The organism is Mechercharimyces mesophilus (genome assembly GCF_059818345.1).
Window position 1 is genome coordinate 301,453 of the sequence record NZ_JCBAPH010000001.1, and the last position, 25,343, is coordinate 326,795.

21 protein-coding genes, 1 pseudogene and 1 other annotated feature (1 of these 23 running past the window's edge) are annotated in these 25,343 nt (G+C 43.5%); of the genes and pseudogenes, 14 read left to right on the top strand and 8 right to left on the bottom strand.

Annotation, left to right across the window (positions count from 1 at the left end):
* Positions 1-108: 108 nt before the first annotated feature.
* Together AC6RGY_RS01645 and AC6RGY_RS01650 are read right to left on the bottom strand one after the other, a co-directional pair.
* Complete coding sequence (locus AC6RGY_RS01645) at positions 109-321, bottom strand: hypothetical protein (protein ID WP_499859193.1); 213 nt, start codon at positions 319-321, stop codon at positions 109-111.
* Between the two features lie 624 nt (positions 322-945).
* Positions 946-1,098 carry a hypothetical protein gene (locus AC6RGY_RS01650; RefSeq protein WP_499859197.1) on the bottom strand — a complete coding sequence of 51 codons (153 nt, stop codon included), beginning with the start codon at positions 1,096-1,098 and terminating at the stop codon, positions 946-948.
* Between the two features lie 691 nt (positions 1,099-1,789).
* Here AC6RGY_RS01650 and AC6RGY_RS01655 point away from each other — a divergent pair.
* Positions 1,790-3,859 carry an SBBP repeat-containing protein gene (locus AC6RGY_RS01655; RefSeq protein ID WP_499859200.1) on the top strand — a complete coding sequence of 690 codons (2,070 nt, stop codon included), beginning with the start codon at positions 1,790-1,792 and terminating at the stop codon, positions 3,857-3,859.
* 973 nt (positions 3,860-4,832) lie between these two features.
* Here the strand turns inward: AC6RGY_RS01655 and AC6RGY_RS01660 are convergent.
* Together AC6RGY_RS01660 and sigK are read right to left on the bottom strand one after the other, a co-directional pair.
* Positions 4,833-5,657, bottom strand: coding sequence for a DUF1259 domain-containing protein (locus AC6RGY_RS01660; RefSeq protein ID WP_499859206.1), 825 nt, complete (start codon positions 5,655-5,657; stop codon positions 4,833-4,835).
* Positions 5,658-6,271: 614 nt separating this feature from the next.
* Positions 6,272-6,706: pseudogene (gene sigK, locus AC6RGY_RS01665) on the bottom strand (RNA polymerase sporulation sigma factor SigK); the annotation flags it as partial.
* Between the two features lie 233 nt (positions 6,707-6,939).
* Here sigK and AC6RGY_RS01670 point away from each other — a divergent pair.
* A complete protein-coding gene (locus AC6RGY_RS01670; RefSeq protein ID WP_499859209.1) occupies positions 6,940-7,824 on the top strand; it encodes an alpha/beta fold hydrolase in 885 nt (294 codons plus the stop codon).
* Between the two features lie 789 nt (positions 7,825-8,613).
* On the opposite strand, the gene AC6RGY_RS01675 is transcribed toward AC6RGY_RS01670, so the two are convergent.
* On the bottom strand, positions 8,614-9,777 hold the full coding sequence (locus AC6RGY_RS01675; RefSeq protein ID WP_499859211.1) for an iron-containing alcohol dehydrogenase: 1,164 nt from the start codon (positions 9,775-9,777) through the stop codon (positions 8,614-8,616).
* 303 nt (positions 9,778-10,080) lie between these two features.
* Between AC6RGY_RS01675 and AC6RGY_RS01680 the strand changes: the two genes are divergently transcribed.
* Together AC6RGY_RS01680 and AC6RGY_RS01685 are read left to right on the top strand one after the other, a co-directional pair.
* Positions 10,081-11,142, top strand: coding sequence for an aromatic acid exporter family protein (locus AC6RGY_RS01680; protein WP_499859213.1), 1,062 nt, complete (start codon positions 10,081-10,083; stop codon positions 11,140-11,142).
* A 4-nt stretch (positions 11,143-11,146) separates the two neighbouring features.
* A complete protein-coding gene (locus AC6RGY_RS01685) occupies positions 11,147-12,190 on the top strand; it encodes an aromatic acid exporter family protein (RefSeq protein WP_499859214.1) in 1,044 nt (347 codons plus the stop codon).
* Between the two features lie 188 nt (positions 12,191-12,378).
* Here AC6RGY_RS01685 and AC6RGY_RS01690 read toward each other — a convergent pair whose 3' ends face one another.
* The 3 genes from AC6RGY_RS01690 to AC6RGY_RS01700 all read right to left on the bottom strand — a co-directional run bounded on the left by AC6RGY_RS01690 (position 12,379) and on the right by AC6RGY_RS01700 (position 16,163).
* On the bottom strand, positions 12,379-13,230 hold the full coding sequence (locus AC6RGY_RS01690; RefSeq protein WP_499859216.1) for a DUF1259 domain-containing protein: 852 nt from the start codon (positions 13,228-13,230) through the stop codon (positions 12,379-12,381).
* Positions 13,231-13,549: 319 nt separating this feature from the next.
* Complete coding sequence (locus AC6RGY_RS01695) at positions 13,550-15,148, bottom strand: MDR family MFS transporter (RefSeq protein WP_499859218.1); 1,599 nt, start codon at positions 15,146-15,148, stop codon at positions 13,550-13,552.
* Between the two features lie 133 nt (positions 15,149-15,281).
* Positions 15,282-16,163 (bottom strand): TetR/AcrR family transcriptional regulator, encoded by an 882-nt coding sequence (locus tag AC6RGY_RS01700; protein WP_499859220.1) that lies wholly within the window; start codon positions 16,161-16,163, stop codon positions 15,282-15,284.
* A 487-nt stretch (positions 16,164-16,650) separates the two neighbouring features.
* Here AC6RGY_RS01700 and AC6RGY_RS01705 point away from each other — a divergent pair, with 487 nt between their 5' ends.
* From AC6RGY_RS01705 to rsfS, 10 genes are all read left to right on the top strand, one after another.
* Positions 16,651-17,022 carry a hypothetical protein gene (locus AC6RGY_RS01705; RefSeq protein ID WP_499859221.1) on the top strand — a complete coding sequence of 124 codons (372 nt, stop codon included), beginning with the start codon at positions 16,651-16,653 and terminating at the stop codon, positions 17,020-17,022.
* 232 nt (positions 17,023-17,254) lie between these two features.
* Positions 17,255-18,568 carry an FADH(2)-oxidizing methylenetetrahydrofolate--tRNA-(uracil(54)-C(5))-methyltransferase TrmFO gene (trmFO, locus tag AC6RGY_RS01710; RefSeq protein ID WP_499859224.1) on the top strand — a complete coding sequence of 438 codons (1,314 nt, stop codon included), beginning with the start codon at positions 17,255-17,257 and terminating at the stop codon, positions 18,566-18,568.
* 82 nt (positions 18,569-18,650) lie between these two features.
* Positions 18,651-19,970 carry a TrkH family potassium uptake protein gene (locus tag AC6RGY_RS01715; RefSeq protein WP_499859225.1) on the top strand — a complete coding sequence of 440 codons (1,320 nt, stop codon included), beginning with the start codon at positions 18,651-18,653 and terminating at the stop codon, positions 19,968-19,970.
* Positions 19,971-20,145: 175 nt separating this feature from the next.
* Positions 20,146-20,520, top strand: a complete 375-nt coding sequence (locus AC6RGY_RS01720; RefSeq protein ID WP_499859226.1) for a TM2 domain-containing protein — start codon at positions 20,146-20,148, stop codon at positions 20,518-20,520.
* A gap of 413 nt (positions 20,521-20,933) precedes the next feature.
* Positions 20,934-21,446 (top strand): YqeG family HAD IIIA-type phosphatase, encoded by a 513-nt coding sequence (locus tag AC6RGY_RS01725; RefSeq protein WP_499859228.1) that lies wholly within the window; start codon positions 20,934-20,936, stop codon positions 21,444-21,446.
* A gap of 3 nt (positions 21,447-21,449) precedes the next feature.
* Entirely contained in the window at positions 21,450-22,556 is a 1,107-nt protein-coding gene (gene yqeH / locus AC6RGY_RS01730) for a ribosome biogenesis GTPase YqeH (RefSeq protein ID WP_499859230.1), read from the top strand.
* Positions 22,557-22,594: 38 nt separating this feature from the next.
* Positions 22,595-23,467 (top strand): shikimate dehydrogenase, encoded by an 873-nt coding sequence (aroE, locus tag AC6RGY_RS01735; RefSeq protein ID WP_499859232.1) that lies wholly within the window; start codon positions 22,595-22,597, stop codon positions 23,465-23,467.
* 24 nt (positions 23,468-23,491) lie between these two features.
* Positions 23,492-24,112 carry a nicotinate-nucleotide adenylyltransferase gene (locus tag AC6RGY_RS01740; RefSeq protein WP_499859234.1) on the top strand — a complete coding sequence of 207 codons (621 nt, stop codon included), beginning with the start codon at positions 23,492-23,494 and terminating at the stop codon, positions 24,110-24,112.
* Complete coding sequence (gene yqeK, locus AC6RGY_RS01745) at positions 24,102-24,689, top strand: bis(5'-nucleosyl)-tetraphosphatase (symmetrical) YqeK (protein WP_499859236.1); 588 nt, start codon at positions 24,102-24,104, stop codon at positions 24,687-24,689. The genes AC6RGY_RS01740 and yqeK overlap by 11 nt, the downstream gene beginning before the upstream one ends.
* Positions 24,690-24,695: 6 nt before the next feature.
* Positions 24,696-25,043, top strand: a complete 348-nt coding sequence (gene rsfS, locus AC6RGY_RS01750) for a ribosome silencing factor (RefSeq protein ID WP_499861409.1) — start codon at positions 24,696-24,698, stop codon at positions 25,041-25,043.
* Positions 25,044-25,115: 72 nt separating this feature from the next.
* Positions 25,116-25,343, top strand: a binding site (T-box leader); it runs 1 nt beyond the window's last position.

Genomic DNA, 25,343 nt, shown 5'->3' on the forward strand with positions numbered 1-25,343 from the left:
GACAAACGATTAAACTCAGTTTAGGAGGTAGGAGTAATCCGCTAGAAGGTTTGTGGCCCTCAGCGGATTACTTCTTTCAGAAGAAATTGAAAAAGTAATTTCCCTTGATCAATCTTTAATGAACAAAATGACAAGAGCAATAACTGAGATCAAAATACTTGGAAGGATACCGATAAAAAAAGTCAGATTCATTAGTTGATTTGTCAAAAGTGGGTTGCTTGCGACCGCAATGGTTAAACCGCTTGCACTCAGACCTAACCCCACTGCAACTCCCGCTAATGCAATCATCGCACCTAGAAAATAGGAGCTAATTTTCCCCATGATATTTTCACCTCACATACTAGATTAAATAGTAATCTAGCTAATACTAATATATGCAAGTTAGTAGATTTAGCTACATAACTACAGCATAAAAAACAAATAAATAGATAAGGATATAGTAGTTTGATGAAAGGGTTTCATGGGCAGAGTGGTATAGGTTCGGTTGTGGTTTTTTCGTATTCGATTCATTTGTGCTCTAGAGATGTGTGAAGTAAGTGTCGCAAAAAGGTTAAGTCTCTAGAGGGAAGATGAGATGGGGAATACAAGCGAGGGTTCAACGAGGTACTTGCTGAGCTCGATCCATCGGGTCAATCATTCGGAAGTGAAGTAGTGTAACAAGCTATGCGTGAGGATATGACATTCCAGGTAGGTGGAACTACATGAATATTATAAGATCGAATATCGCGGAAGAGGAAAGATGAGAGAGAATGGATGAAGTTCAGCGAGTGATATGGAGGCTATGGCTCAATAATATAGAACAGAAAATTCAGGATTAGCTCATTGCAATCGTGGGTATATTGGTATATGATGATGCCAAGAGCATTATATTAAAAGAGACGGGTGCTGTAACACCCGTCACACGGTTTTCGATTCCCGCCGATTACATGGCGGTGTTACGGGTTACTACTTGCTAGCATCCCGCTCGGTGCCACGAGCGGGATGCTTCTTACTGTTTGCTGTCTTCCGATCACGTAAGATCCTTATCAAGGAGATAAGGGCTCCTAACGCATAGTAGAAGACTTTCATCAGCCAAAGAAGCCATTCTATGGCGATCACCCCCTTTCATCAGGAGATGTCAAACACCTCCCTTCAAGGAGATTCACCGCCATCCGCTCGGGCGAATCTACTAACCGTATTTCCATTGTACCATAAATTTCTCTATTAAGTTTGGAATTATGCTATAATTCAATTTGTACTATTGATTAAGGTCTGAGGTGGCGACCAATCCTCGAAAGTCGGTGACGCTATAACAGTTGGAAAAACAATGATGCTTTTTATGCTGATTGTTATTGTCGGCTATTATGTGTATAGCGTCGAAAAAAAGAAGTAATCCGCTGAGGGCCCCTCGCGATCAGCCAACGGGATTCGGAGTATAGTGATGTACCTATAAGGGTTAAAAACAAGCACCGAGCTGTCAGCGCGGTGTTTTTGAGTGCAAACAAAAACATCCCCGTGTAGAGGGATGAAAGGAATACCTATGTAGTTGATTTGGTCTATTTAACCGCCTTTAGGTTCCTCAGCGTGTAAGCGGAGTTTTCGTTAGGAAGGCAAGTGGACGCTATTATTTGAGATTTTATAGAAAATATGATCGAAAAAAGCGATAGATCACAAATAAAAGCAAACAGATGATCGTATAATTAGAGTGAGTCACAGTTATCTATAAATAACTAGTAATGTGTACAAAGGTATGTGCCGTATATTTTAAGGAGGTGTAATGAGCGTAACATGATTCGAGGGAGTGATTGGCATGAAGTATGTTGAAGCTAGGACATTCTCCTTTTTGTTCAATAAGGAGAATGAAGGAGGTGCCATGGTAGCGAAGGAACAAGGTATTCAATGGACGTTTCTGTCAGGGGGAGTACGGTTTACACTGGGCCGTTCTTCGGATTTAATGTTGCGATTTGTAGGTGCATATGATGAAGTGGTCCCTAAGGAAGTAGTGCAACAAGAAGAGGGATACCAGCGGGTCATCTATGAAGGTTTGTGGCAGGGAATTGATGTGGTGTTTTCATGGGGTGAGGGGGAGTTAAAGTACGATCTGTTTGTTCATCCCGGGGCATGTATCGAGCACATTTGTTTGAGATACGAAGGTGCAGACAACATCTGCTTAAATGAGCAAGGGGATTTATTGGTGTATACATCCGCAGGTATTCTCCGTGAAGAAAAGCCCATAAGCTATCAAGAGACATCGCAAGGAAAAAAGTTCGTTCCTACCGATTTTCAACGCAAGGCAGATGGTTCTATCAGATTTGTCGTTGAGAAGGATGCCTACCATCCTGAACAGATGCTGGTCATTGATCCGGTGGTGGTTTTCTATTCTACCTTCTTAGGAGGGGAAGGAACAGATAATGGTAATGGGATCGCCGTTGATACCTCCCGCAATGCATACGTAACAGGGGTAACCAGTTCCATCGATTTCCCTACTACATCGGGTGCATTCCAGACGATGAATGCGGGGAGTAACGATGTTTTTGTAAGTAAATTAACTCCAGATGGTTCTGCGCTCGTCTATTCCACGTTAATTGGAGGAACTGCGGCTGATAGTGGGAATGGCATTGCTTTAGATACTACTCCGCACGCTTATGTGGTAGGGAATACGCAATCAACCAATTATCCCGTGACATCGGGGGCTTTCCAAACAATTTACTCAGGAAACCTAGATGCGTTTGTTACCAAACTAAATGCTACAGGGACGTCGCTTCTGTATTCCACGTATCTGGGTGGGAGAGGAGGACAAGACTTTGGAAACGGCATTGCTGTTGATGGAATGAATAATGCGTATGCGGTCGGTAATACGGAATCGAGCGATTTTCCCACCACAGCGGGTGCCTTTCAAACCATTCTTCGTGGGATAAGTGATGCGTTTGTAATCAAATTGAATCCAACCGGCACAGCTTTGGTCTACTCCACCTTGTTAGGGGGGACAAATCGCGAAATAGGTTCAGGGATTGTCGTTGATGTAAACAATCAAGCTTATGTTACAGGGCAAACACTTTCAACTAACTTTCCAACGACACCAGGAGCTTTCCAAACGATATTTAGGGGATCGAGCATGGCATATGTGACAAAATTGAATGTCTCGGGTTCGGCACTTACATACTCCACATTATTGGGTGGGAACGGTGATGATTCTGGTGGAGCTATTGATTTGGATGGCGGAAGAAATGCTTATGTAACCGGAAGAACAACCTCTACCAATTTTCCGGTGACCAACAATGCCTTTCAAACAATTTTTCCTCCGATACAATCTTCATTTGTCACCAAGTTGAATATCGGAGGAAGTATGCCCGTCTATTCCACTTATTTAGGAGGGATAACGCCATCTGCGACTGTAGAAGGAAATGGAATTGCGGTGGATGGTTTTGGAGCGGCTTGGGTGACAGGCCGAACGCCCTCTACGAACTTTCCCGTTACCTCAGATGCTTTTCAAAGGAGAATTTCAAACAATTCTAGTAATTCTTACGTTACTCAACTCAGCTACTCTGGACAAGGACTTTCGTTCTCTTCTTATTTAGGAGGGAGTGGGAATATTCAGACTGGAGATTTTGGAAGAGCGGTGGCTGTTGACGCGCAAGGAAGTGGTTACTTTACTGGACTGACTAATTCATCTGACTTTCCGGTTACATTTAATGCTTTTCAGACTCAATATAGAGGGAATACGGATGCTTATGTTGTGAAGGTGGGGCTAACCTCCCCAGGGATAACTGGTCCGACAGGAGCAACAGGAGCACAGGGTCCACGAGGGCCACAAGGAAGACGCGGACCGAGAGGACCGAGGGGACCGCGTGGAATGAGTGGAGGAGAGAGCGGATTGTAGTAGAGAGTAGCAAACAGGATCAACATTAGAGTGGATAGGAAGAAGGAAATGGAGCAGTCTTATTCGATAAAATTTGGAGTAAGACTGCTCAGAGAGTGGAGAGGAAGAATAAATAGGTTATAGTTCAGGAAAAGAAGTTGGTTTAGGAAAGGATGATGGCTCCGGGAAGTTTGATGGTTCAAGAAAGAGCTGATCAATATTCTTCGAGGATACTGTTGTCTAAAGCAATGATGCTTCCTTTACCTAAGAAAGAAGACACTGCTTTAAGTCCATCGTCAAATCCACCTACATATGCTGTCCAATGGATCAAGTGAAATGTTAATAGTAAGAATATTATATTGAATATGTATAAATATTTTGAAATATCTTTTTCGTAAATATATCCATGTAATTGGGACGGTAAGGAGTAGTAGAGGATAAGTTATAAAGTCCCAAAAACCATCAATCCAGTTATTCGATATATTCTTCAAGTTCCTTATCCTCCAATATCGAAAAGTGAGTATAAGTATAATATCTAAAGGGATCTAATCCTATTATTCAAATCGAAACCAAGTGAATCTAATATAAAATGAGAGTACTTATGCCCTTTTTTGGAAGGAACCTAAGTCCGAATGTAAGATGAGTCCTGGAGCAGATGATTGCGCTAGACAAGCACTTTTAATGGCTCTCCTAATCACCTCGGTGGTCATTCGACGGGAAAAAGAGTGGCCAACAATATTCTTCAAGTGGAGATCCATCACTGAGTCTAAATAGCACGACCACCTTGAGAGGTGTGGACATAGGTCAGATTTGTTAACCACTTCTGGTTCATTCCCGTTGTGGTGAAATCCCTCTTTAAGAGGTTCTTGCGCACTTGGATGGATGTCTTCATCGAATAGAGTCGAATTTTCTTATGGGTGATCGAGAAGATGCCCATTTTACATTGTTGAGCATCTGACTGGACCTGGATGTCTAGTGACTAGGATACTCTCAATTAGCGGTTTAACACCTGTAATGCCGCCGCAGATTTCAGGGCAAATAAGATGGGGTTCACACAAGCGACATATTCAAAAATACGGATTTGAGGGCTCTGATTAAGCCAACGGTAGTATAAAGACGAATCTAAAAGATGGGTTTGCTGATTAATCGCTTCGATAAAAGGATTCACTTCATTTTCTAATAAGCCAACGGTACCGTTACAAATGGCTTTGGCATTTGGCTGGATGGATTCAAAACGAAAATTGAGTGGAAGAGCGAGAAAAGAGGTGGCTAAATGGCCTTGAATGGTCGTGGGAATGGAGCGACCGCTGAGAGCTAAGCAAGTATCACTAAAAGAGACAACGGGGCTTCCACCTACAATTTTCGAGAAGAGGTCACATACACTTTCAAAAGCTCGTGTAGGTTTAGGAGTGGGGAGGGTCCCAACATTGTTTAAGACATTAAGCGCCCCTCTGACACTTTGGGCGAATAAAAAGGGATTCCCTACTGATTGGAAATAAACGTTAGTTAATGAAGGGGTAGTTGCTATACTTATGTTAGAAATCGAGCTTACTTTTACTCTACCAGCTCGTTGTAGCTGTTTAACAAAGGGAGTGATTTCATGGTCCAACAGGGTGACTGTACCTAAATTTAATGTAATTCCAGGGGCGGGTGTCGACTCGAAAGTGAATATATTTACTAGGGGGCCATGAATTCGTTTATTTAAGGTGGTTGCTCGGAAAGTTCGGCGATTAAATGCGACGCAAACTCCATTCTGTATCGAACTACCTGCTCCTAATATCTCACCTAAAACATTACATATAGAAGGACTAATTGCCATTATACTCATCCTCTTTTAATACGATTTGATATATTGGTATCATATTAATACAATATGTAGAAAAAGATTTTGTGTAAGTGGTAATATCATTGTTTCGAAAAATAAACGTGACTTTACAGTTAGAAATTATGGAGATTGTAAAGTAAGAATAAATAGGAGGGACCGGAGCACATATGTTGTCTCATAAAAGGAGAAAAGTGAGGGGAAATAAAAGAGTATCGAAAATAGGCCATCCATAAATTGAGTTGAACCGTCGCAGCTATCACACGCGGAATGAATCGGGAGAAATACGGTGGAATATATTTGTGGTTCGTAGAGTCGCCTGAGAGTGTAATGATACCAATATTAGCAAGTCCCCCGTTGAAATACTCTGTAAAGAAATCGGTGCGGATTGCTACATAATTTGTGAAGGACAGCGTTTAAAAAAGTAGTATGGAATGATTGAAGTGTGCTGGAACACTATCTGAATCTAGCCTAACACCGATTTCACACGGTATACCCCACCAATTGAACCAGAACCTTATACTACAAAAACAACAGCTATGATGATGAAAATGGTGGACGGCATCTTCATACGTACTCAACTCCTCATCTTACTTACACAGACAAAGAGTTAGTGTTAACTCATTCCCTTCCTTGTCTTTTCCGATGGGATCGTGTAGAGAGACATCTTTGCGCGCCTTCTTAAGTGAACGAAGGTGCATTAAGATTTCATTCTCGATACAGCGTGCTGCATAAGTTGCTAACTTAGTTCCTTTATTGGGCCTGTAGGATTCAATGGCTTTGATCAGCCCAATGGTTCCTATGGAGATTAAGTCCTCTGTCTCTTCTGAGGTATTTTCGAATTTTTTGCAAATATGAGCGACTAAACGTAGGTTGTGCTCAATCAACACATTACGTGCTTCGGAATTACCCGTTGCCATTTCGTTTAAATAACGATTTTCTTCATTTTCGCTCAAAGGTTGGGGAAAGGCATTATTCTTAATATAGGAGACAAAGACGACGAATTCTTTCAGCATCAAGGCAATCGCTGAAATTAGACCTGACACGCCACCACCTCCAACTCCGTCCACACGTCAGGTATTACTTACTATATGTAGGGTGTTATTGGCATGTGCCTGTACTTATAATTACAGATAAGTAAATTTTATGGATTAGGAATTGGGTAATAAGCATAGGTTTAGCGAGGAACAGAGGTATAAATCCAAAATAATATGAGTACAGTCCCCGAGGAGGCTACTAGCATAGTATATTAAGACATATTTAAAGAAGGGAAGATACTATGCCTAATATATGTAGAGCATGTCCTCGATCACCGATCTTAAACTTAGATAAAATTGATAAAGTAACTGTTCCCAGTACAAATAACTTCAAAATATCAGTAAAGGTTACTGGAAATCCAAAAGGAAGACCGATTGTATTTATTCATGGATATAGTGAATCTTGGCTTATATGGAATTTCCAATTAAGTAGCTCGTTACTATTAAAAAATTTTAGACTGATCGCCATTGATATGAGAGGACAAGGGGCGTCTCAACCTAAATCTCTAGACGCCAAAGATTATATAAGTGGATCTTTGTATGCTGAAGACATTAACAATGTATTGAAAAGGCTAAATATAAACAATGCGATTGTAGTTGCTCATTCAATAGGGGGAACATGGTTTGCAGACTATATTAGAAAGTTCGGTACAGCACGAATAAAGGGGATAATGTTTGTGGCAGCCCCAATTGATATCAATACCCCGATTGCGAGTTCACTTCTTGGACCAGAGTTTTTAAATGACATACCATTGTTAACAAATCCATGCCTCCAAGTCACTTCGGTTGGACTTCGTCGGTTCATATCTTTACTGTTTAATTGTGAGATTCCTAGAAATAACTTAGAGGAAATTCTCTCTTATGTAGCGTTGGTACCATCGCAGATTAGAGGCAATTTACTTCTCCATGAGCCCCTTAGTGCCAAAGAGGTATTTTCGAATGTACAGACACCTATCCTCATTTTAGATAGTGTAGCGGATCGAGTAGTCAATTTCCAATCATCTGTTAGGCTAAACCGAATAGCACCTAACTCGGCACTGATCCTTTTCAGAGAAATAGGGCACACTATATTTGCTGAAATACCAGACCGATTTAATCGAATTCTTTATAGTTTTGCGAGGACCTAATTTTATATGTTACTGAATGGAGAAGAGAGGTTAGGGCTAATACTCTTTACTCTCTTTTTTATTAATAAAAGAAATTCTGGTATTGATACGACTAAAAGCATTATTTTAGAGAAGCGGTGTGGTCAACCCCCGTCACAGGTTTTCGACCTCCGTCGTTGAAATGATGGCGATTGCTACTTATCAGCATCCCGCTTGTGGTCACGAGAGGGATGCTTCTTACTGATTTGAAGGCAGTAGACTTATCAAGGAGATAAGAGCACCTAGCGTAAGAGTATAGTAGAAGACTGTTATCAGCCAAAGAAGCCACCTTATGGCGACCACTCTCTTTCATCAGAAGATGTTAAACACCTCTCTTCAAGGAGAAGGTCACCTCTAGGTGGAGTAGAAGTGACCCGCTGTACCGTACATGGAGGAATGTCCAATTAGCTAATCGGAGTAACCGACCGCATCTATTCTTTTACAACGAGGGACTACCAGCATCCGAACGCTGGGAAACCACCTACACAGAAGCAACAGATAAAAATGATGATCAGGAAGATGAGTAGCAAGAAACCCAATATTCCTATACAACCAAGCCCTCCGTAACCTTTGTATCCGCTCATACAATAACCTCCTTCTATTGTTCCATAATATTAATATGCTGAACCTTCAGTTGTGTAAGTGCTATTATCATTAGACGGAACATTAAAAATATATTTATGGTTAAATACTCACTATATATTAAAATGCACCCACATTGGATGTGGGTGCACCTACTTTGTGATTGGCTTTCAAGCTCATCTTCCTAGTTTACAAACTCATGCTTAAGATTTCTCGGATATCTTTCTTTGTGCATGGAGCAAATCGCCCGATGGTTTCACGTGGGGTAGATTTAGCAGCCATGGTGTCCAATTGAGAATCATCAATGTCATAGTCAGCTAAGCGATTGGGAGCACCGATATTGTTCCAGAACGCACGAAGTTGATCAATGCCTTCCTCGGCAATTTGACGATCATCTTTGCCATTTGGATCGACTCCGAAGACACGAATGGCCAGTTGCTTCATTTTAGGTGTCAAGACGTCTAAGTTATAGCGAATCCAGTTTGGGAAAATAATTGCCAATCCCCCACCATGAGGGATATCATAGACGGCAGAAACGGCATGTTCAATTCCATGGGTGGACCAGTCCCCGTTCATCCCTTGGTTGATAACCCCGTTCAGAGCCATTGTCCCGCAGAATAAAGCCGTTTCGCGAAGTTCGTAGTTCTCCAAGTCTTCCACGAGCGCAGGTCCGATCTCGATTACGGTTGTCAGAAGTGATTCCACCATGCGCTCATTGTAGAGAGTATTAGGGGAATCGCTAAAGTAATGCTCCAATGCGTGAGACATCATGTCCACCAAGCCGTAGATCGTTTGGTTTTGCGGAACGCTCATGGTATGAGTAGGATCTAAGATGGAGAAGCGTGGAAAGACACAAGGTGCACCCCAGCCGATCTTTTCATTTGTTTCCCAATTGGTAATAACCGATCCAGCATTCATCTCGGAGCCGGTGGCGGCTAATGTTAATACGGTTCCGAATGGAAGAGCACTGGTTGCTGTCTCCTTTTTGGTGATTATTTCCCATATATCACCATCGTAATGAGCGCCTGTAGCGATCGCTTTCGTGGCATCAATGACACTTCCACCGCCGACGGCTAGGATAAACTGAATTCCTTCTTCTTTACAGATTTGAATCCCTTTATGTACGGTAGAGAGTCTAGGATTCGGCTCTACTCCTGCAAGTTCAGTGACTTCTGCTCCGATTTTTTTGAGATGTTGAAGCGTGCGGTCGTATAGTCCGTTGCGCTTAATACTTCCTCCGCCATAAACGAGCAAGACTTTCTGGCCGTATGGAGGCACTTCTGTTTGTAAGGATTCCAGTGTATCTTTACCAAAAATCAATTTGGTGGGATTATAAAATGTAAATGTGTCCATTTGTGTGTCAGCTCCTTTGATTGGTGCTTATTCTGCCCCTCAATTATAAAATAGATCTATTGATAAGGGAAATGATCACCTTCTTTAACCTATACCCGAAAGATAAGGACCGTAATCTCCGTCGTACTTACCATCTAATGTTAGAAGGACAATCTCGGTAGGGCATTCCCATACTAGAGGGAGCCTTTCGTTTAGGAATTGTCTTTGTGATAGAGAAAAGATCTTCTTACACTTGCTTAAAGCGATATACTATAGATAGGGAGATAGAGAGAAAATGCATTGGCGGAGGGGAAGAGGAGAAGAATGAAGTTAGGATTGGGATATCGCACGATCAAGACAGCAATCGGAGTGGGATTAGCTGTTTCGATTGCGTATGGATTCGGACTCCAATTTTACACTTCTGCAGGTATCATTTCGTTGATGTCGATCAAAACGACTAAAAAACGCTCCTATTTTGGAGCATGGGAAAGGTTACTAACGTCAGGGATAGCGATTCTCTTATCAGCAGGGTTATTTGAGCTGATCGGCTATCATGGTTGGGTTATATCGCTTTTTCTTCTTTTAATGATCCCGTTATCCGTTCACTTCAAGGCGGTAGAAGGGATTGTGACTAGCACGGTAATCAACTTGCATTTCTTTGCTACCAAGTCCATCACTTGGGATTTTATTGTCAATGAGATACTGCTTGTTCTTATTGGGGTAGGGATAGCACTTGTCCTGAACCTTCATATGCCAAGTGTGGAAAAGCATTTGTCCCACAATCGTAGGCAAATCGAGGACCACTTTGCTACTATTTTCAGGCATCTGATTGGTTATTTACAGTCGAAGTCCACGGGATGGGATGGGAGAGAGCTGGTGGAAATAACAGAGACCATCGCCAAAGCGAAAGCAATGGCCCTTCTGGACTTGGAGAATCATGACTACGATGAAGAGATGAATTACTATCGTTATTTTGAGATGCGGGAGAAGCAATTCGAGATATTAGAACGGATGATTACCTCACTGTCAGCAATCGATCCTACATATTACCCGCAAATGGATAGCGTTTCTCACTTTCTAGAAAAAGTAAAGGAAGCTGTTAGCCCAGAGAAGATGGATGAATCATTATTAGAGGAAGTAGGAGACCTCCGTAGAGAATTAAATCATTCCTTTCATCTGCAAAATGAGATGGAGTTTGAGACTCGCTCTGAATTGCATCACCTATTAAAGGAACTGACTGCGTACTTAATGATTCAACAGGATTTAAAACGGCAGAGAAGATTGCGTCATCAAAGTGCATTTGCCAAGGTCAAGGCCAAAGCACCCTGGTTGAAACGATTACATGAAAAGGGAAAACGTTTGTTGTCTTTGCAGGATAGGAGTTAGAGAAATGAGTTTGGGATTTGGTTATCGAACGATCAAAACAGCGATTGCTACCGGTTTGGCTATTGCACTCGCTCAATGGTTTGGGCTTCAATTTTACACATCAGCGGGTATATTGGCGATGTTATCAGTGAAGACCACAAAGAAACGATCTTATGAGAGTGCATGGCAACGTGTGTTCATCTGTGTGATTGCGCTTTTCTTAGCCACTGGTTTTTATGAAACCATTGGGTACAATCCGTGGTCAGTAACCGCATTCCTCGTTATTATCATCCCGCTGGCAATTCATTTGAATGCGTTGGAAGGTGTAGTGACAAGCTTAGTCATTGTTTTGCATTTATACATCGTTCAAGAAGTGAGCTTGGGGTTGTTTTTCAATGAGATGGCTCTGATTCTCATTGGTATCGGGGTAGCCCTGTTTTTTAATTTGTATATGCCGAGTGTAGAGCGGGATTTACGTCAATACCGTTCGGAAATTGAACGGGATTTTCGCTCCATTCTCCTTCACTTTGCCCACTACCTAAAAACGAACGATGCGAGCTGGGATGGGAAGGAATTAGTAAGTACGTACGAACGTTTAACGAAAGCAAAAGAACTGGCACTAAAAGACTTGGAGAACCATCCATATGACGATGAATACAATTATTATCGCTACTTTGAGATGCGCGAAAAGCAATTTGAAGTGCTGGAGCGAATAATGGCTTCATTGTCTTTTATTAATACCTTTTATCCACAAGCGCATGAGATCGCGAACTTCTTGGAGAATGTAGTTGATTCGATTGGTCCACAAAACACGGCTGAGCAGCATTTAGAAGAACTTGAACAGCTGAGGATTTGCTTTAAAGAATCACCTCTGCCACAAGATCGAGAGGAATTTGAAACACGGGCAGAATTACACCACATTGTTAACGAGTTAAAAACATATCTGATGATCAAGCAAGACTTAAAGCGCACGGGTACCCTGGGTCAGGAAGGCGTTTTCTGGGAGTGGAAAGATGTAAAGTGGAGGCCAGTGAACAAGTTAATGGAACGAGTGAAGAAACGGGATTAATGAAGGATGGATAGACGAAACAAAAAAGAGTGTGGAGAAAAAGATACGGAGTTTCTCCACACACGAAGGAGAGGAAGCAATCTTCTTCTCCTTTTTTGCGTCTCCAAATGAATACCGATTCTCGATCATTTATGGTTATGAGGAAAGCTTTCTTCCCTGATTTGGACTCCTTACTGAACGTCTAGCGATTAAAATGATGCTGGGACTAGGGCATTTTGTGTAGGCAGAATAGGTGCCAATTGATTGGCAAACACAATGGGGTTAGCAATCGCCTGTAAAAATACGTAGGATAATGTGGGCTCTATCGAGAGAAAACGGTCCGTTACCGAAGCTACCATGATTCCTTGTTGTCTACGAACCCTACTGATAAAAGGCTCGACCTCATCCGTTAACAATGTCACATCAGCCAAGCAGAGTGCCCTTCCATCTGGTGAAAGGGATTCAAATCCTGCGACAACCGGTTTTACAATGTTGTCTACTACTTGCTTCCCAGAAATTTGAACCGAGATATCTCTTGATTGGAAGGAGATACAAACCCCTGGAAACGTCGTATTAGCAAATCCACCCAAAATATTAACAAAACGCTGACATAACCTCTGAAAAGCTGGGGAGGAATGAGTCCCCACTGAACCCCTTGTAATCTTATTTTCTCGTAACACCCTCGCTACTTTTAATGCGAAAAGAATGGGATTTTCTACGGATTGAAAGTAGATATTAGTCAAAGTAGGCACTTCAAATTGAGCTCGTACAGCTGTTCTGGAAACCATGATACCTTCGCGATTGAGAGAACGGATTACTGGGTTGACTTCATTGGTCAAAAGAGGGATAGTGCCCACATTCAGAGCTCTCCCATCGCGACCCAGCGATTCGAAGCATACAGAGACTAGATTTAAGATCGTGGATGGTCTTCCTAGAACTCTAACAGGGAGATCACGCAGGAAAGTGGCTACACACGCACTTCTATCATCAATCAGGTTGGAGTCGGCCCCTAAGATATCTCCAAATAGTCGACATATCAAGGGATTTATAGGAATATTCATTTTATTCACCCTTTAATTTTGAAGGCATAAAAGCAAAATCTACCTGTTCATTATCATATGCTCCTATGACTTTCTTTGAATGGAGTGATATCTTGCTTTTTCTGTTGTACGGGTAGAAACATACCCGTTCGATAAACCAACAAATACCTTCATGGTATGTATGAAGGGTTCATAAGGAAAAGGAAGAGAGAATCGGCTTTTTTTGCTCTCTGTGAGGGGAATGAAAATATAAACCTTCTTAAAATGAAAGCTCCTACCGTCTCTGTGGGAAGAAACGGTAGGAGCTCATTTCCTTTGCTCTGTTATGATTAAAGTCTTTTTAGGATTTTTGTTCGGCTATCTGGACAGTCATCTCTTCTGTGTCGTCTTCTTGGTTGGAAGTACGTAAGGGAATTTCCCGTATGAATAAAGTGACCACCATGGATAATGCGACAATACTTGCTCCTAGAAGGAAAACACCCGTTAAAGAGTAACTGAGGGCTTCCCTGAGGAGAGTCACAAATGAATCAAATGCCGGCTCCATAGCGGCAGGAAGACTGGAGCGGATTTGCTCAAGCTGATCCGGATCCATCAGGATTTGGGGATTGTTAAGCTCCGTTCCTCCTCCAATCTCCGCTAATGCATTGTCCGTGGGAGCCGTCTCCTGTAGTTTATCTTCCATACGATTGCCCATCACCATACCCATCAAAGCAACACCGATGGTTCCGCCAATCTGACGAAAAACTTGCATGGCGGACGTAGCCACACCCAAGTACCGATGCTTGACGGCATTTTGGATGGAGATGGTAAATACGGGCATAGTGATGCCCAAACCAAAGCCTACAATGACAAGGTTCATGGTGATTTGGCTGAGTGGTGAGGTTGCTGTAAGGTAGAAATTTAAAAATAACCCGACAGACATTACTCCCGTTCCCAATACAGCAATCATCTTGTATCTGCCAAACTTAGTGATTAATTGACCAGTCGTGATACTAGAGATCACCATGGTGAGCGTGATCACGAGTTCCACCAATCCAGAAACCGTGGCAGAGCGACCTAAAACCCCTTGTACAAAGAAGGGAGTATACATGATCACGGTAAACATGCCCATGCCGACAAGGAAGCCAGCGATATTGGATAAGGTAAAGGTTCTATTGTTAAATAGGAACAACGGTAGGACGGGATTTTTCGCTCTTTTTTCAATAAAGATAAAGATGACAAGGGATAGGACCGCCAGTGAAAAAAGACCGATGATCGGAAATGAATCCCATGCATACTTGCTGTCAGCCCAAGTGAAGCCAAGTAAGAGTGAGACAATAAAAGTCGTCAAGGTAATGGACCCAAGGTAGTCAATAGATTCTTTCTTCGCTTTTTCTGGTGAAGGGTAAAGGCGCAGAATCAGAGTGAAAGCGACGAAGCCAATCGGGAGGAAAATCCAAAATACCCAGTGCCAATCAAAGTGATCGACGATGTATCCTCCTAACGTAGGTCCAAACACACTAGAGAGACCAAACATGGCCCCCAGTAATCCTTGCCAGCGTCCCCTTTCTCGTGGAGAAAATAAATCACCTACTGTGGTGAAAGCAGAGGACATAATCATCCCTCCGCCAAATCCTTGCAGTCCGCGATAAAGAATCAACTGATAAATGTTGTTTGATGTTCCACACAAAAAAGCACCGATCATAAAGACCACGATGCCGACGAGGATAAACACTTTTCGCCCATAAATATCCGATAACTTTCCTACCAACATGGCGGTAACGGTAGCGGCGAGCATATAAGCGGTAAAGACCCAGTCGAAATACTCCATCCCGCCAATGTGGGCGATAATTTTCGGCAATGAGGTTCCAACAATCGTCATATTAATGGAAGAGAAAAAGACAGTTGCCATGATGGCAATCATAATGGTGATCTTTTGTCGTTGTTCTAAGTGCTCCACGCATGGATCCCTCCTTATACCCATCAGGGTTTTTTGTGATATTGGTTGTACGCTCTTTACTTCAAAGGGCTTCTTCTATCTATTTGTATCGTATCCCCATTGGCTTGAAGGGATTCTTACTCGATTAGCCGTGTTATTTCTTCATGTGAGCGGTCTGTAAGGGTTTCAAAAACGGTTGAAGCTCCTTTACTGCGGACAATAAAGAAATCATCGCTTTGATGAGAAAAAGCCGTGGCTCCTGTGCCCGTAGTTCTTGATGCAAACATTGCAGAGCGCTATGGTACTCTTTTTTTTCTGGTGGAGGCAAGGTGAGGCTTGAGATGATGGCAACCATCTGATCCATCGATTGATCCAGTACTTCTTCCGCTGTGGGTACAGTTGCATATTGTTCTTCTAGATCGGACATCAACCCGGAAGTGAGTACGGGTTGAGGTTGTTTACTTAACATGGACTCAATCATGTCCTCCATACGATCGACAATAAAATGAGACAAATGGTGAATGTCTATGGTGCGTTTTTCAAAGACCAATAACATGCCATAGCCTTTGACGACGGAATGATAAAAAACAACCACATCCCAGATGAAGGGAGTGATTTTATCTCCATATACATCAATTAATGCGTTTTTATACCAGCGCAAAATGCGCGCTTTCATTTGTAGTAGGTACTCGCCTACTACCTCACTCTCATGGTTCAGTTGCTCTTTCATAAACATTTTCATGAAGTTGTGGTTGTTTTGAAAGGCAGTAAAATGAACATTAATCTGCTCAACTAACTTTTCTCGAGGAGTGAGGGTAGGATTATCTGCAACCAAAGACAGGCGATCCAAGAGTTTTTGTTGATGATAGGAGAAGATAGACAAAAGAAGGTCTTGTTTCGATTTGAAGTGAAGATATAAGCTTCCTTTGGCTACTCCCAGTTGATCGGCGATCTTTTGAACAGAAGTAGAATGGAATCCTTGATTTGCAAACAATTCTACTGCTGATTCAAGAATCTGCCGTTTTTTTTCATTCACGGATCAGGGGTACTCCTTTCGTATCACGAAGTATTTCTAAGGTATCATGACCGGTTGGTCATTGTCAATGACTAGTTAGTCAATTTCCTTTGAGAAATAAATGGAGTTAAAAAATGAGAATCAGAAGCGAGCAAATACAAGATAAAAAAAGAAGTATTATTCCCATTATTAAATCTATTTATATAGTTTAATTGCAAGGTGTCTATACTCATTTTTTGTAGAGAGGATCGTTTGGACAGAAGGTAGGTGAGGGAATAAGAAGATAGAGGTGAAAATTATGCCAAATAAAAATGAATAATTATACATTTATGTAGAATTGATTATATTAATGTCGAGTTTTGGTTAATCTATTGAAGGAAAATATCACCGTGGGTTATAATGATGCTAGAGGAATCAAATTCCTCTATGCACCCTACACAATAGATAGATAGAAAAAAACAAACCATGGATGAGGGTGCAAATCTTATTAAATGGGAGTGGAGAGAACATGAAAAAAGTAGTAATTGCATTAGTCACTGTTATGGCATTGATGGTAGGATTTGCTGGAGAAGGGTCAGCGGCTGCTTCTTACAGCTTTGCAACTCTTTCTTATGGGGAAACCAGTGTTTCGGGCGACAATGTTTATGTCACGGAAAGCGCAACGATTGAAGCAGCCAACTTTGGTGAGGGAGAAATGACCGTGACGGTTTTGGAAGATATCTGGGGAGCAGATCCGAAGGAATATGAAAAAACATTGACACCTGGCGAATCGGTCTCCATTGAAAAAGAAATGGACGGTCACTTCTATATTTCACTTAGCTGTGAAGATGGTGCAGCAACCAACTGCGCAGGTTATGGCTACTTAGACAACAATGAGTAAGGATAAATAGCAACTGATAGCAAGACCAAAGCATCTACAAGGGGGGCGCGGATGGCGTGCCCCTCTTTTTTAATCTCGTGAGAGACGAAGGTTATACATAAAAGAAAATTTGCGGGTTGCACCAATGGAATGCAAGCCTTATAGTGTTTCTGTAGAGTATCGTCTATTCTTACCATTCATATAGAGCGGTAAGTTCATCCCTTTAAGGGGAGAACCAAAAGGAGGGAAAGAGATGTTAAACGAATTTGTAACAGTAGTTGGTGCAGGCTTGGCTGGTAGTGAAGCGGCTTGGCAAATTGCGCAGCAAGGAGTGCCGGTCCGCTTGATTGAAATGCGTCCACAGAAAGGGACACCTGCGCATCGGTCATCCGATTTTGCCGAGTTGGTTTGTAGTAACTCGTTGCGTAGCAATACATTGTCCAATGCGGTCGGTGTTCTTAAGGAAGAGATGCGGCAACTGGATTCGCTCATTTTGCGATGCGCAGATAAGCATGCGGTTCCAGCAGGTGGGGCACTTGCAGTGGATCGCGAAGCCTTTGCTAAGCAGGTAACGGAAGAGTTACATCAGCATGAACGGATTGATGTTGTGACGAAAGAAATGGAATCCATTCCGGAAGGGATTGCTGTGATTGCTACGGGACCGTTGACATCGGAAACGTTGTCTGCGAAGATCCAGTCGATTGCAGGAGGCGAACACCTTTATTTTTACGACGCAGCGGCTCCGATTTTAGAAACAGATAGCATTGATCAAGAAAAAGTGTTTGTGGCTTCTCGTTATGATAAAGGCGAAGCAGCTTATATCAACTGTCCGATGACGGAAGAAGAGTTTGCTCGGTTTTACGAGGCGCTGATCTCTGCTGAAGTGACACCTCTGAAGGAGTTTGAAAAAGAAATTTACTTCGAAGGCTGTATGCCCATCGAAGTGATGGCGAAGCGAGGACCACAAACCATTCTGTATGGTCCGATGAAGCCAGTGGGATTGGTCGATCCTCGCACAGGCAAACAACCTCATGCTGTTGTACAGCTACGACAAGATAATCAATCGGGTACTCTCTATAATATTGTAGGTTTTCAAACCCATCTGAAGTGGGGAGAACAAAAGAAGGTGATCCGTATGATTCCTGGATTAGAAAATGCGGAAATCGTACGCTACGGTGTTATGCATCGTAATACGTTTATCAACTCCCCTCGGCTTTTACACCCAACCTATCAACTAAAAGAGCGGGATACCCTCTTCTTTGCTGGACAGATGACAGGGGTAGAGGGCTATGTGGAATCAGCTGCTGCTGGTTTGATTGCTGGGATCAATGCCGCACGTCGCTTTCAAGAGAAAGAACCACTCGTCTTTCCGCAAGACACGACGCTGGGAAGTCTGGCGCATTATATTACGACGGCCAATCCAGACAACTTTCAACCAATGAATGCGAACTTTGGCCTCCTCCCTCCATTGGATCGCAAAGTAAAACCAAAACAAGAGCGGAACAAGAAGTATGCAGAACGAGCCCTTGCCTCGCTTGAAGCGATGCGGACGGAACATGATTTGTAAACTTCTCCTAGTTTCAAATTAGGAACACAGGTGATGCCTGAAGGAAAGAAACGGCAGATGTCGAGAAATGAGGTGAAGGAATTTGAACTTGCGCTACCGTCTTAAACCTATTCAATTTATTGCTTTAGGGTATTTTCTCCTTTCCCTTATTTCTGCTACCCTTCTTTCGTTACCGTTTGCCCATGAACCTGGGCAAACCCTTTCTTTTTTAGATGCCTTATTCGTAGCAGCCAGTGCGGTGAGCGTTACGGGTCTGACGGTGGTAAATGTATCCGAGACATTTAATCTCGTTGGTGAAATTGTGCTCCTGTTCACGATCCAATTGGGCGGGATTGGGATGATGACCTTGGGCGCTTTGATCTGGCTCATTTTGGGGAAGAAAATTGGATTAAGAGATCGCATGTTGATTCAGTGGGACCAGAACCAGATTACGCTATCGGGATTGGTCGCTCTCATTCGAAAGATTATCTTGATCGCATTATTATTTGAAGGTATTGGAGCGATCTTATTAGGCACTTATTTTTTACGTTTTTATTCATGGGAGACGGCTTATCACTTAGGAATATTTCATTCTATTACCAGCTTTACGCATGCGGGTTTTGACCTTTTTGGCACGAGCTTGATGCAATTTCGTTATGATGTCGTAGTGAATATCATTGTCATGGTGCTGCTCTTCTTTGGCGGTATCGGGTTTCCGGTGATTATCGAACTCTTTTCCTATCGGACACGCCGTACGCTCTCCTTGCATAGTAAGTTCTCACTTTGGATTTATATCTTACTGTGGGGTGTGGGATTTTTCTTTTTTCTTGTGCTGGAATATGACAAGAGTTTGGCAACGGACGCCTGGTACCAAAAGGTGATGGTAGCGATGTTTCAATCTCTCACCACCCGAAGTGGAGGGCTTTCGACATTGGACATCAGTACGTTACAATTGCCTACTATGCTCATATTTTCTTTGCTCATGTTTATTGGGGCCTCCCCCTCTAGCAGTGGTGGGGGAATTCGTACAACAACCTTTGGTACGGTCTTTTTAGCGGTAAAAAGTTATGCCAAAGGAACGCAAGATGTGAATGCTTTTGGACGGATGCTGGACTTTTATGATGTACGGAAGGCATTTGTTGTTTCGGTCTTTGGGGTTGCGTTGGTGACAATGGCAGTGATCACTCTTTCGATAACCGAACCCTTTGAGTTGAGACTGCTTATATTTGAAGCGGCTTCTGCTTTTGGGACTTGTGGTCTCTCTGTGGGAATTGTTGACCAGTTTAGCTCTACTGGTAAAGGGATACTTATTCTCCTGATGTTGACGGGAAGAGTGGGCTTTGGGACGATTCTCTTACTGGTACAAGGCAAATCGGCACGTCCGCCGTTCCGTTATCCAAAAGAGCGGATTATCATCGGTTGATGCAGCGAATGAGCAGGGAGCAAGCTACTGACCCGTATCGAACGAAAAGGTTGCGATACGGGTCTTATTTGTGAGAATAGCTTGTCAAGGAAAGAGAATACCTATATAATTGCATTGATTCATATGATTGATTTCATTGGAAATTATTTTGTGTAAGATTGTGAGGGAATAGCGAATGACCAACATGGATCTGAAAAATCAGTTGGATGCACGGGAGTTACAGATGGTGCAGAGTGAACTGGAGCATCACAAAAAATCGATGACAGTTGCCTATTTGCTGTTGATTTTTGTGGGTGGATGGTTTGGTATTCATCGATTTTACGTGGGGGAATTGGGCACAGCAACAGCCCAGTTGATTCTTACCATCGTTGGGATTTTAACCGTATGGATATTCGGTTTGGGTTTGATTCCTTTATTAATTGTAGTAGTCTGGACCTTTGTCGATCTGTTCCTGCTTCATGGACTCGTAAATGAAACCAACCTAAAAAAAGAACGTGAAATCGTTCAAAGCATGCTCGCTGGCCGGAATGTCCAACAGCAAATGATCTAAGAAGTGTCCCCTCACGAAACATCGTGAAAACGCGGCTCAAAAGGTCTGAAGTAAACAGCGATCGTTCCACTTGTAGAGGCTGAAGATGAGATGCTGAGAGCGATTTTCAGCATCCTGCCTCTGAAGATGGACATTATTTATATAATATTCATAATATATATTATTTATGGTAGGAAGCAGATCCTTTTTGGTTTGGTATTAATCGGCTTATGTTTGTTTATTAAGATACCATGATGAGTTTTTTAGACGAATTGAAATTGATCGCAATATTTCTATTTTTTTATGAACGACGGGTTCCTCCAAAAGCAGCGATAGGGGGCTAGTCGTTTTTTATAGACGAATAGCGACTGGATTCATCCTGCCATCATGTGGTATAGTAAAGCCCGAGATTAAGGCGAATGAGGGAGATAGTTGTGAAATGGGTCATTCCAGATTTATTCGCCCCGTCCATTTATCGTATTGACTACGGGGCCTTATGGCAAAAAGGGGTCAAAGGCTTGATCTTTGATCTTGATAATACATTGGTAGAAACGACTCGCCCCGATGCAACCCCGGAATTAATGGACTGGCTTCAGCATCTTCAGGAGATGGGCTTTCAAGTAGCCATTGTGTCCAACAATAATCGGACGCGTGTTTCCCAATTTGCGATTCCTTTAGGTATCCCCTATATACATCAGGCTCGCAAACCATTAGCCCCCGCTTTTCGAAAAGCGATGCGTGGCTTAGGGACTCTTCCTGAAGAGACAGCTGTAGTGGGGGATCAGCTTTTCACCGATGTTCTCGGTGGGAATCGCCTGCACTTATATACCATTTTGGTTGCGCCAATTTCGGAGACGGACGCTTTCTTTACACGCTTTAACCGGCGGATGGAAAGGGCTGTTTTTCGTTGGATGCACCGACGAGGTTTGACGAGGTGGGAGGAATAGTAGATGAATCAAGAAGTAATTCGCTGTGAGGGGTGTGGAGCGCCTCTACAGACCAGCGACCCTGATGCGAAGGGATACGCACCGGAAGCCGCTCTGAAGCGAGAGCACCCGGTGTGCAAACGGTGTTTTCGCATTCGTCATTATAATGAAGTGGCACCGGTTCAACAAAATCCGGATGACTATTTACGCATTCTAGGAAAAATCCGCGAGACAGACAGTCTGGTAGTCCAAGTCGTGGATCTGTTTGATTTTGCGGGAAGCTTTATCCCTGGTATCCATCGGCACATAGGGAACAATCCGTTGCTTTTGCTGGCCAATAAAGTGGACCTCTTCCCTAAGTCTGTTAAGTATGGCCGCTTAAAAGAATGGATACAGCAGGCAGCGAAGGAGTGGGGAGTGCAAGCCATCGATGTTATCCTCATCAGTGCGGATAAAGGGGTTGGCATCGAACGTGCCGTGGAGGCCATGAATCATTATCGACAGGGGCGTAACCTCTATGTCGTTGGTACAACCAATACGGGTAAATCCACTTTTATTAACCGTTTAATCAATCACTTTAGCGATGAGACCGATGAAGTGATTACCACTTCACCTTATCCGGGTACGACCCTGGACACGATCCATATTCCGCTGGATGATGACGCAGAATTGGTGGATACGCCCGGGATTGTACGCCCGGATCGCCTGAGTGAGTGGATAGCACCCGCAGATTTGCAAGTAACTTCGCCCGGAGGAGAAGTGCGTCCTCGTGTATTTCAGCTCCAGTCGCAACAGACGCTGTTCCTAGGTGGATTGGCGCGCGTTGATTATGTTAAAGGAGAAAAGCAACCTTTTGCTTGTTATGTCTCCAATGATTTGTATATTCATCGTACCAAGCTGGAAAAGGCCGAGGAATTATGGAAAACACAACGTGGTCAGCTTCTTATACCGCCACAAGATCCCGACTCTCTCCCCCCACTAAAACGGCATGTACTAACCGTCAATGGGCGTGAGAAGGAAGACATCGTTATCCCGGGACTCGGATGGATCGCTGTCGGGAAAGAACGGGCGGAGATTCATGTGTGGTTACCGGAAGGAATCCCTGCATTGACGCGGTCAGCTATGATTTAGTCTCCTTAGTAAATAGAAAAGAAAAGGAGGAGAAGAAGGTGGATGAAAGTAAGGGAGGACTTAAGCAAGGGATAGATGGGAGCACAGAACTGATTGCTCTCTTGGGCCATCCAGTCCGCCATTCACGTTCTCCCCAGATGTTAAATGCAGCTTTTCACAGGGACGGGCTAAATTTTCGCTATCTTGCCTTTGATGTTCACCCCTCTCACTTGGAACGAGCGGTTGCAGGGTTGAAAAGTTTGTCCGTACGTGGCTGGAATGTGACGATTCCACACAAAGTGGAGATGGCGAAATGGCTAGATGATTTGGATCCCACCGCGAAGGCGATGGGTGCGGTTAATACGGTCGTAAGAAGTGAAGGGAAGTGGATCGGTTACAACACGGATGGAGAAGGCTATGTTCGTTCTCTGATCGAAGAGACGGGGATCTCGCTTCCCGGACAGCATGTTCTTCTGATCGGTGCAGGTGGAGCGGCGCGCGCGGTAGCACACGCTTTGATTGAGCATGGAGTCGCATCGCTTACCATCGTTAATCGGACACTGGCCAAGGCAGAAAGACTAGCGGAACAGCTTTACCACGCACATGATGTTTCCGTTCAAGTGCGCGCATTATCTGAGCTTGATGCGACCCTGATGCGCTCACAAACGCTGCTGGTGCAAACCACTTCTGTCGGGATGCACCCTCACATCGACACGTGTCCATTAGACCCCGCCTTGCTACATAGTCAGCTTGTTGTTAGTGACTTGGTATACCAACCCCATACGACGACACTCCTCCGGGAGGGGGCGAAGAGGGGAGCCACTCTCCATCACGGAATCGGGATGCTCGTTCATCAGGCGGCGATTGCTTATCGTCTGTGGACGGGCCAAGAGGCTCCCATTGCGACCATGAAACAAGCGGTACAACGCTGAACCGGTCTCGGAGAGAGTTTGTCCATGTTTATTGACCAAAAGGGAGGGGATCGATTGCGGATTGGGCTTTTTGGTGGAACATTTGATCCGGTTCATGTCGGACATCTGATGATAGCGGAACAAACGCGTGAACAGATGCAGCTGGATCAAGTATGGTTCATTCCAGCGGGTGATCCTCCACATAAACAGGAACGCCAGGTGACACCAGCACGCCATCGACTGAAGATGGTGGAGGTGGCAATAGAGGATCATGATCATTTTGTCGTCTGTCCGTTGGAAATGGAGCAAGAGGGGCCATCTTATACAGTGAAGACAGTCCAAATGCTAGGCTCCCGCTATCCGGAACATGATTTTTTTTTCATGGTAGGGGCGGACATGGTGAATGATTTACCGCGATGGTATAAAATAAAAGAAATCGTAACCACTGTTCATCTTTTGGGAATTGGTCGGCCAGGAGTGGAAATTGCTTGGGGAACCATGCCAGAGATGATTAAGGAAAAACTGACGTATGTGCCGATGGACATTTCCATTCAGCTCTCTTCTACTTTTGTACGTTCTCAAATCAAACAAAAAAGATCTCTACGATACTTGATTCCTGACGGAGTCAGATCGTATATGAAGGAGCATAAACTATATGAGACATGAAGAATTGCTGCAAGCGGTACAGGCTGAATTGCCCGAACAGCGGTGGAAGCACACCTTGCGTGTAAAGGAAACCGCATGCTCATTGGCGAAGCAGGTAGGAGTTGATGAGGATAAGGCGAAGCAGGCAGCAATTCTCCATGACTACTGTAAGTTTTGGTCTTCGGATGAGCTGATGGATTGGATGAAGCGATACCACTTACCAGAAGAATTGGGTCAATTTCACAAAGAATTGTGGCACGGTCCTGTAGGTGCCGAAGTAGCACGCGAGCGCTTTGGCGTAATGGATGTGGATGTGCTTCATGCCATTCGCTACCATACATCAGGACGCGCGGGAATGTCAAAACTAGAAAAAGTGATTTTTTTAGCAGACTATATTGAGCCAGGTCGCCGCTTTCCGGGGGTAGAAGAGGTACGCTCATTGGCTACGCATAGTTTGGATCGAGCTATGAAACAGGCATTAAAGAACACCCTTCAATTTCTACTGAGTCAGGGGCAGAAGGTGTACCCCTTAACTCTACTGGCATACAATGACCTTTATGATCAATTGGATGAACAGACGCAAGCGAAAAATTCGTAAGGAGGAATCTCATTGAATCTAGTGGAAATAGCCAAGAAGGTGGCCGCGGCTGCCGAGGAGAAGAAAGCTCAGCGTATTGCTATTATGGATATTCGTGGATTGTCGGTGATAGCTGATTATTTCGTGGTGTGTCATGGCAATTCGGAGACTCAAGTGCAAGCAATTGCGACAGCAATTAAGAAATGTGCACAAGAAGAGAATATCTTATTTAAAGGAATAGAAGGATATGACCAAGCGCGTTGGGTGCTGATCGACCTCGGTGATGTCGTTGTACATGTTTTCCACAGAGATGAGCGGGATTTCTATGATCTGGAACGGTTGTGGGGCGACGCTGATCAAGTGCAGGTGCAGTGAAACAAAAAGTTTTAAAAAAACGTTGACATTCTCCTGACATATCTCATATAATACTGATTAAAATCATTATGTTTTACAGCTAAGATGAGGAGTAGTAATGAAGGGATTGTCCGCTTAGAGAGTCGGCGACAGGTGCAAGCCGATCGGACCGTCTTCATGAACTCGCCTCATCGCTCTGAAGGGGAAAGCGAAGTACCCTTCGGCGTCTCATCTACGTTATCGATGCTTAAGGGACACCTATATGGATAGGTGTAACCAGGGTGGTACCGCGGGAGTTGTGAGTCAACCTCTCGTCCCTAG

Bases quoted from the DNA above. Each gene is read 5' to 3' on its own strand.
- AC6RGY_RS01645 (WP_499859193.1), bottom strand. From the start codon at position 321: ATGGGGAAAATTAGCTCCTATTTTCTAGGTGCGATGATTGCATTAGCG.
- AC6RGY_RS01655 (WP_499859200.1), top strand. From the start codon at position 1,790: ATGAAGTATGTTGAAGCTAGGACATTCTCCTTTTTGTTCAATAAGGAG.
- AC6RGY_RS01660 (WP_499859206.1), bottom strand. From the start codon at position 5,657: ATGGCAATTAGTCCTTCTATATGTAATGTTTTAGGTGAGATATTAGGA.
- AC6RGY_RS01670 (WP_499859209.1), top strand. From the start codon at position 6,940: ATGCCTAATATATGTAGAGCATGTCCTCGATCACCGATCTTAAACTTA.
- AC6RGY_RS01675 (WP_499859211.1), bottom strand. From the start codon at position 9,777: ATGGACACATTTACATTTTATAATCCCACCAAATTGATTTTTGGTAAA.
- AC6RGY_RS01680 (WP_499859213.1), top strand. From the start codon at position 10,081: ATGAAGTTAGGATTGGGATATCGCACGATCAAGACAGCAATCGGAGTG.
- AC6RGY_RS01685 (WP_499859214.1), top strand. From the start codon at position 11,147: ATGAGTTTGGGATTTGGTTATCGAACGATCAAAACAGCGATTGCTACC.
- AC6RGY_RS01690 (WP_499859216.1), bottom strand. From the start codon at position 13,230: ATGAATATTCCTATAAATCCCTTGATATGTCGACTATTTGGAGATATC.
- AC6RGY_RS01705 (WP_499859221.1), top strand. From the start codon at position 16,651: ATGAAAAAAGTAGTAATTGCATTAGTCACTGTTATGGCATTGATGGTA.
- trmFO (WP_499859224.1), top strand. From the start codon at position 17,255: ATGTTAAACGAATTTGTAACAGTAGTTGGTGCAGGCTTGGCTGGTAGT.
- AC6RGY_RS01720 (WP_499859226.1), top strand. From the start codon at position 20,146: ATGACCAACATGGATCTGAAAAATCAGTTGGATGCACGGGAGTTACAG.
- yqeH (WP_499859230.1), top strand. From the start codon at position 21,450: ATGAATCAAGAAGTAATTCGCTGTGAGGGGTGTGGAGCGCCTCTACAG.
- AC6RGY_RS01740 (WP_499859234.1), top strand. From the start codon at position 23,492: ATGTTTATTGACCAAAAGGGAGGGGATCGATTGCGGATTGGGCTTTTT.
- yqeK (WP_499859236.1), top strand. From the start codon at position 24,102: ATGAGACATGAAGAATTGCTGCAAGCGGTACAGGCTGAATTGCCCGAA.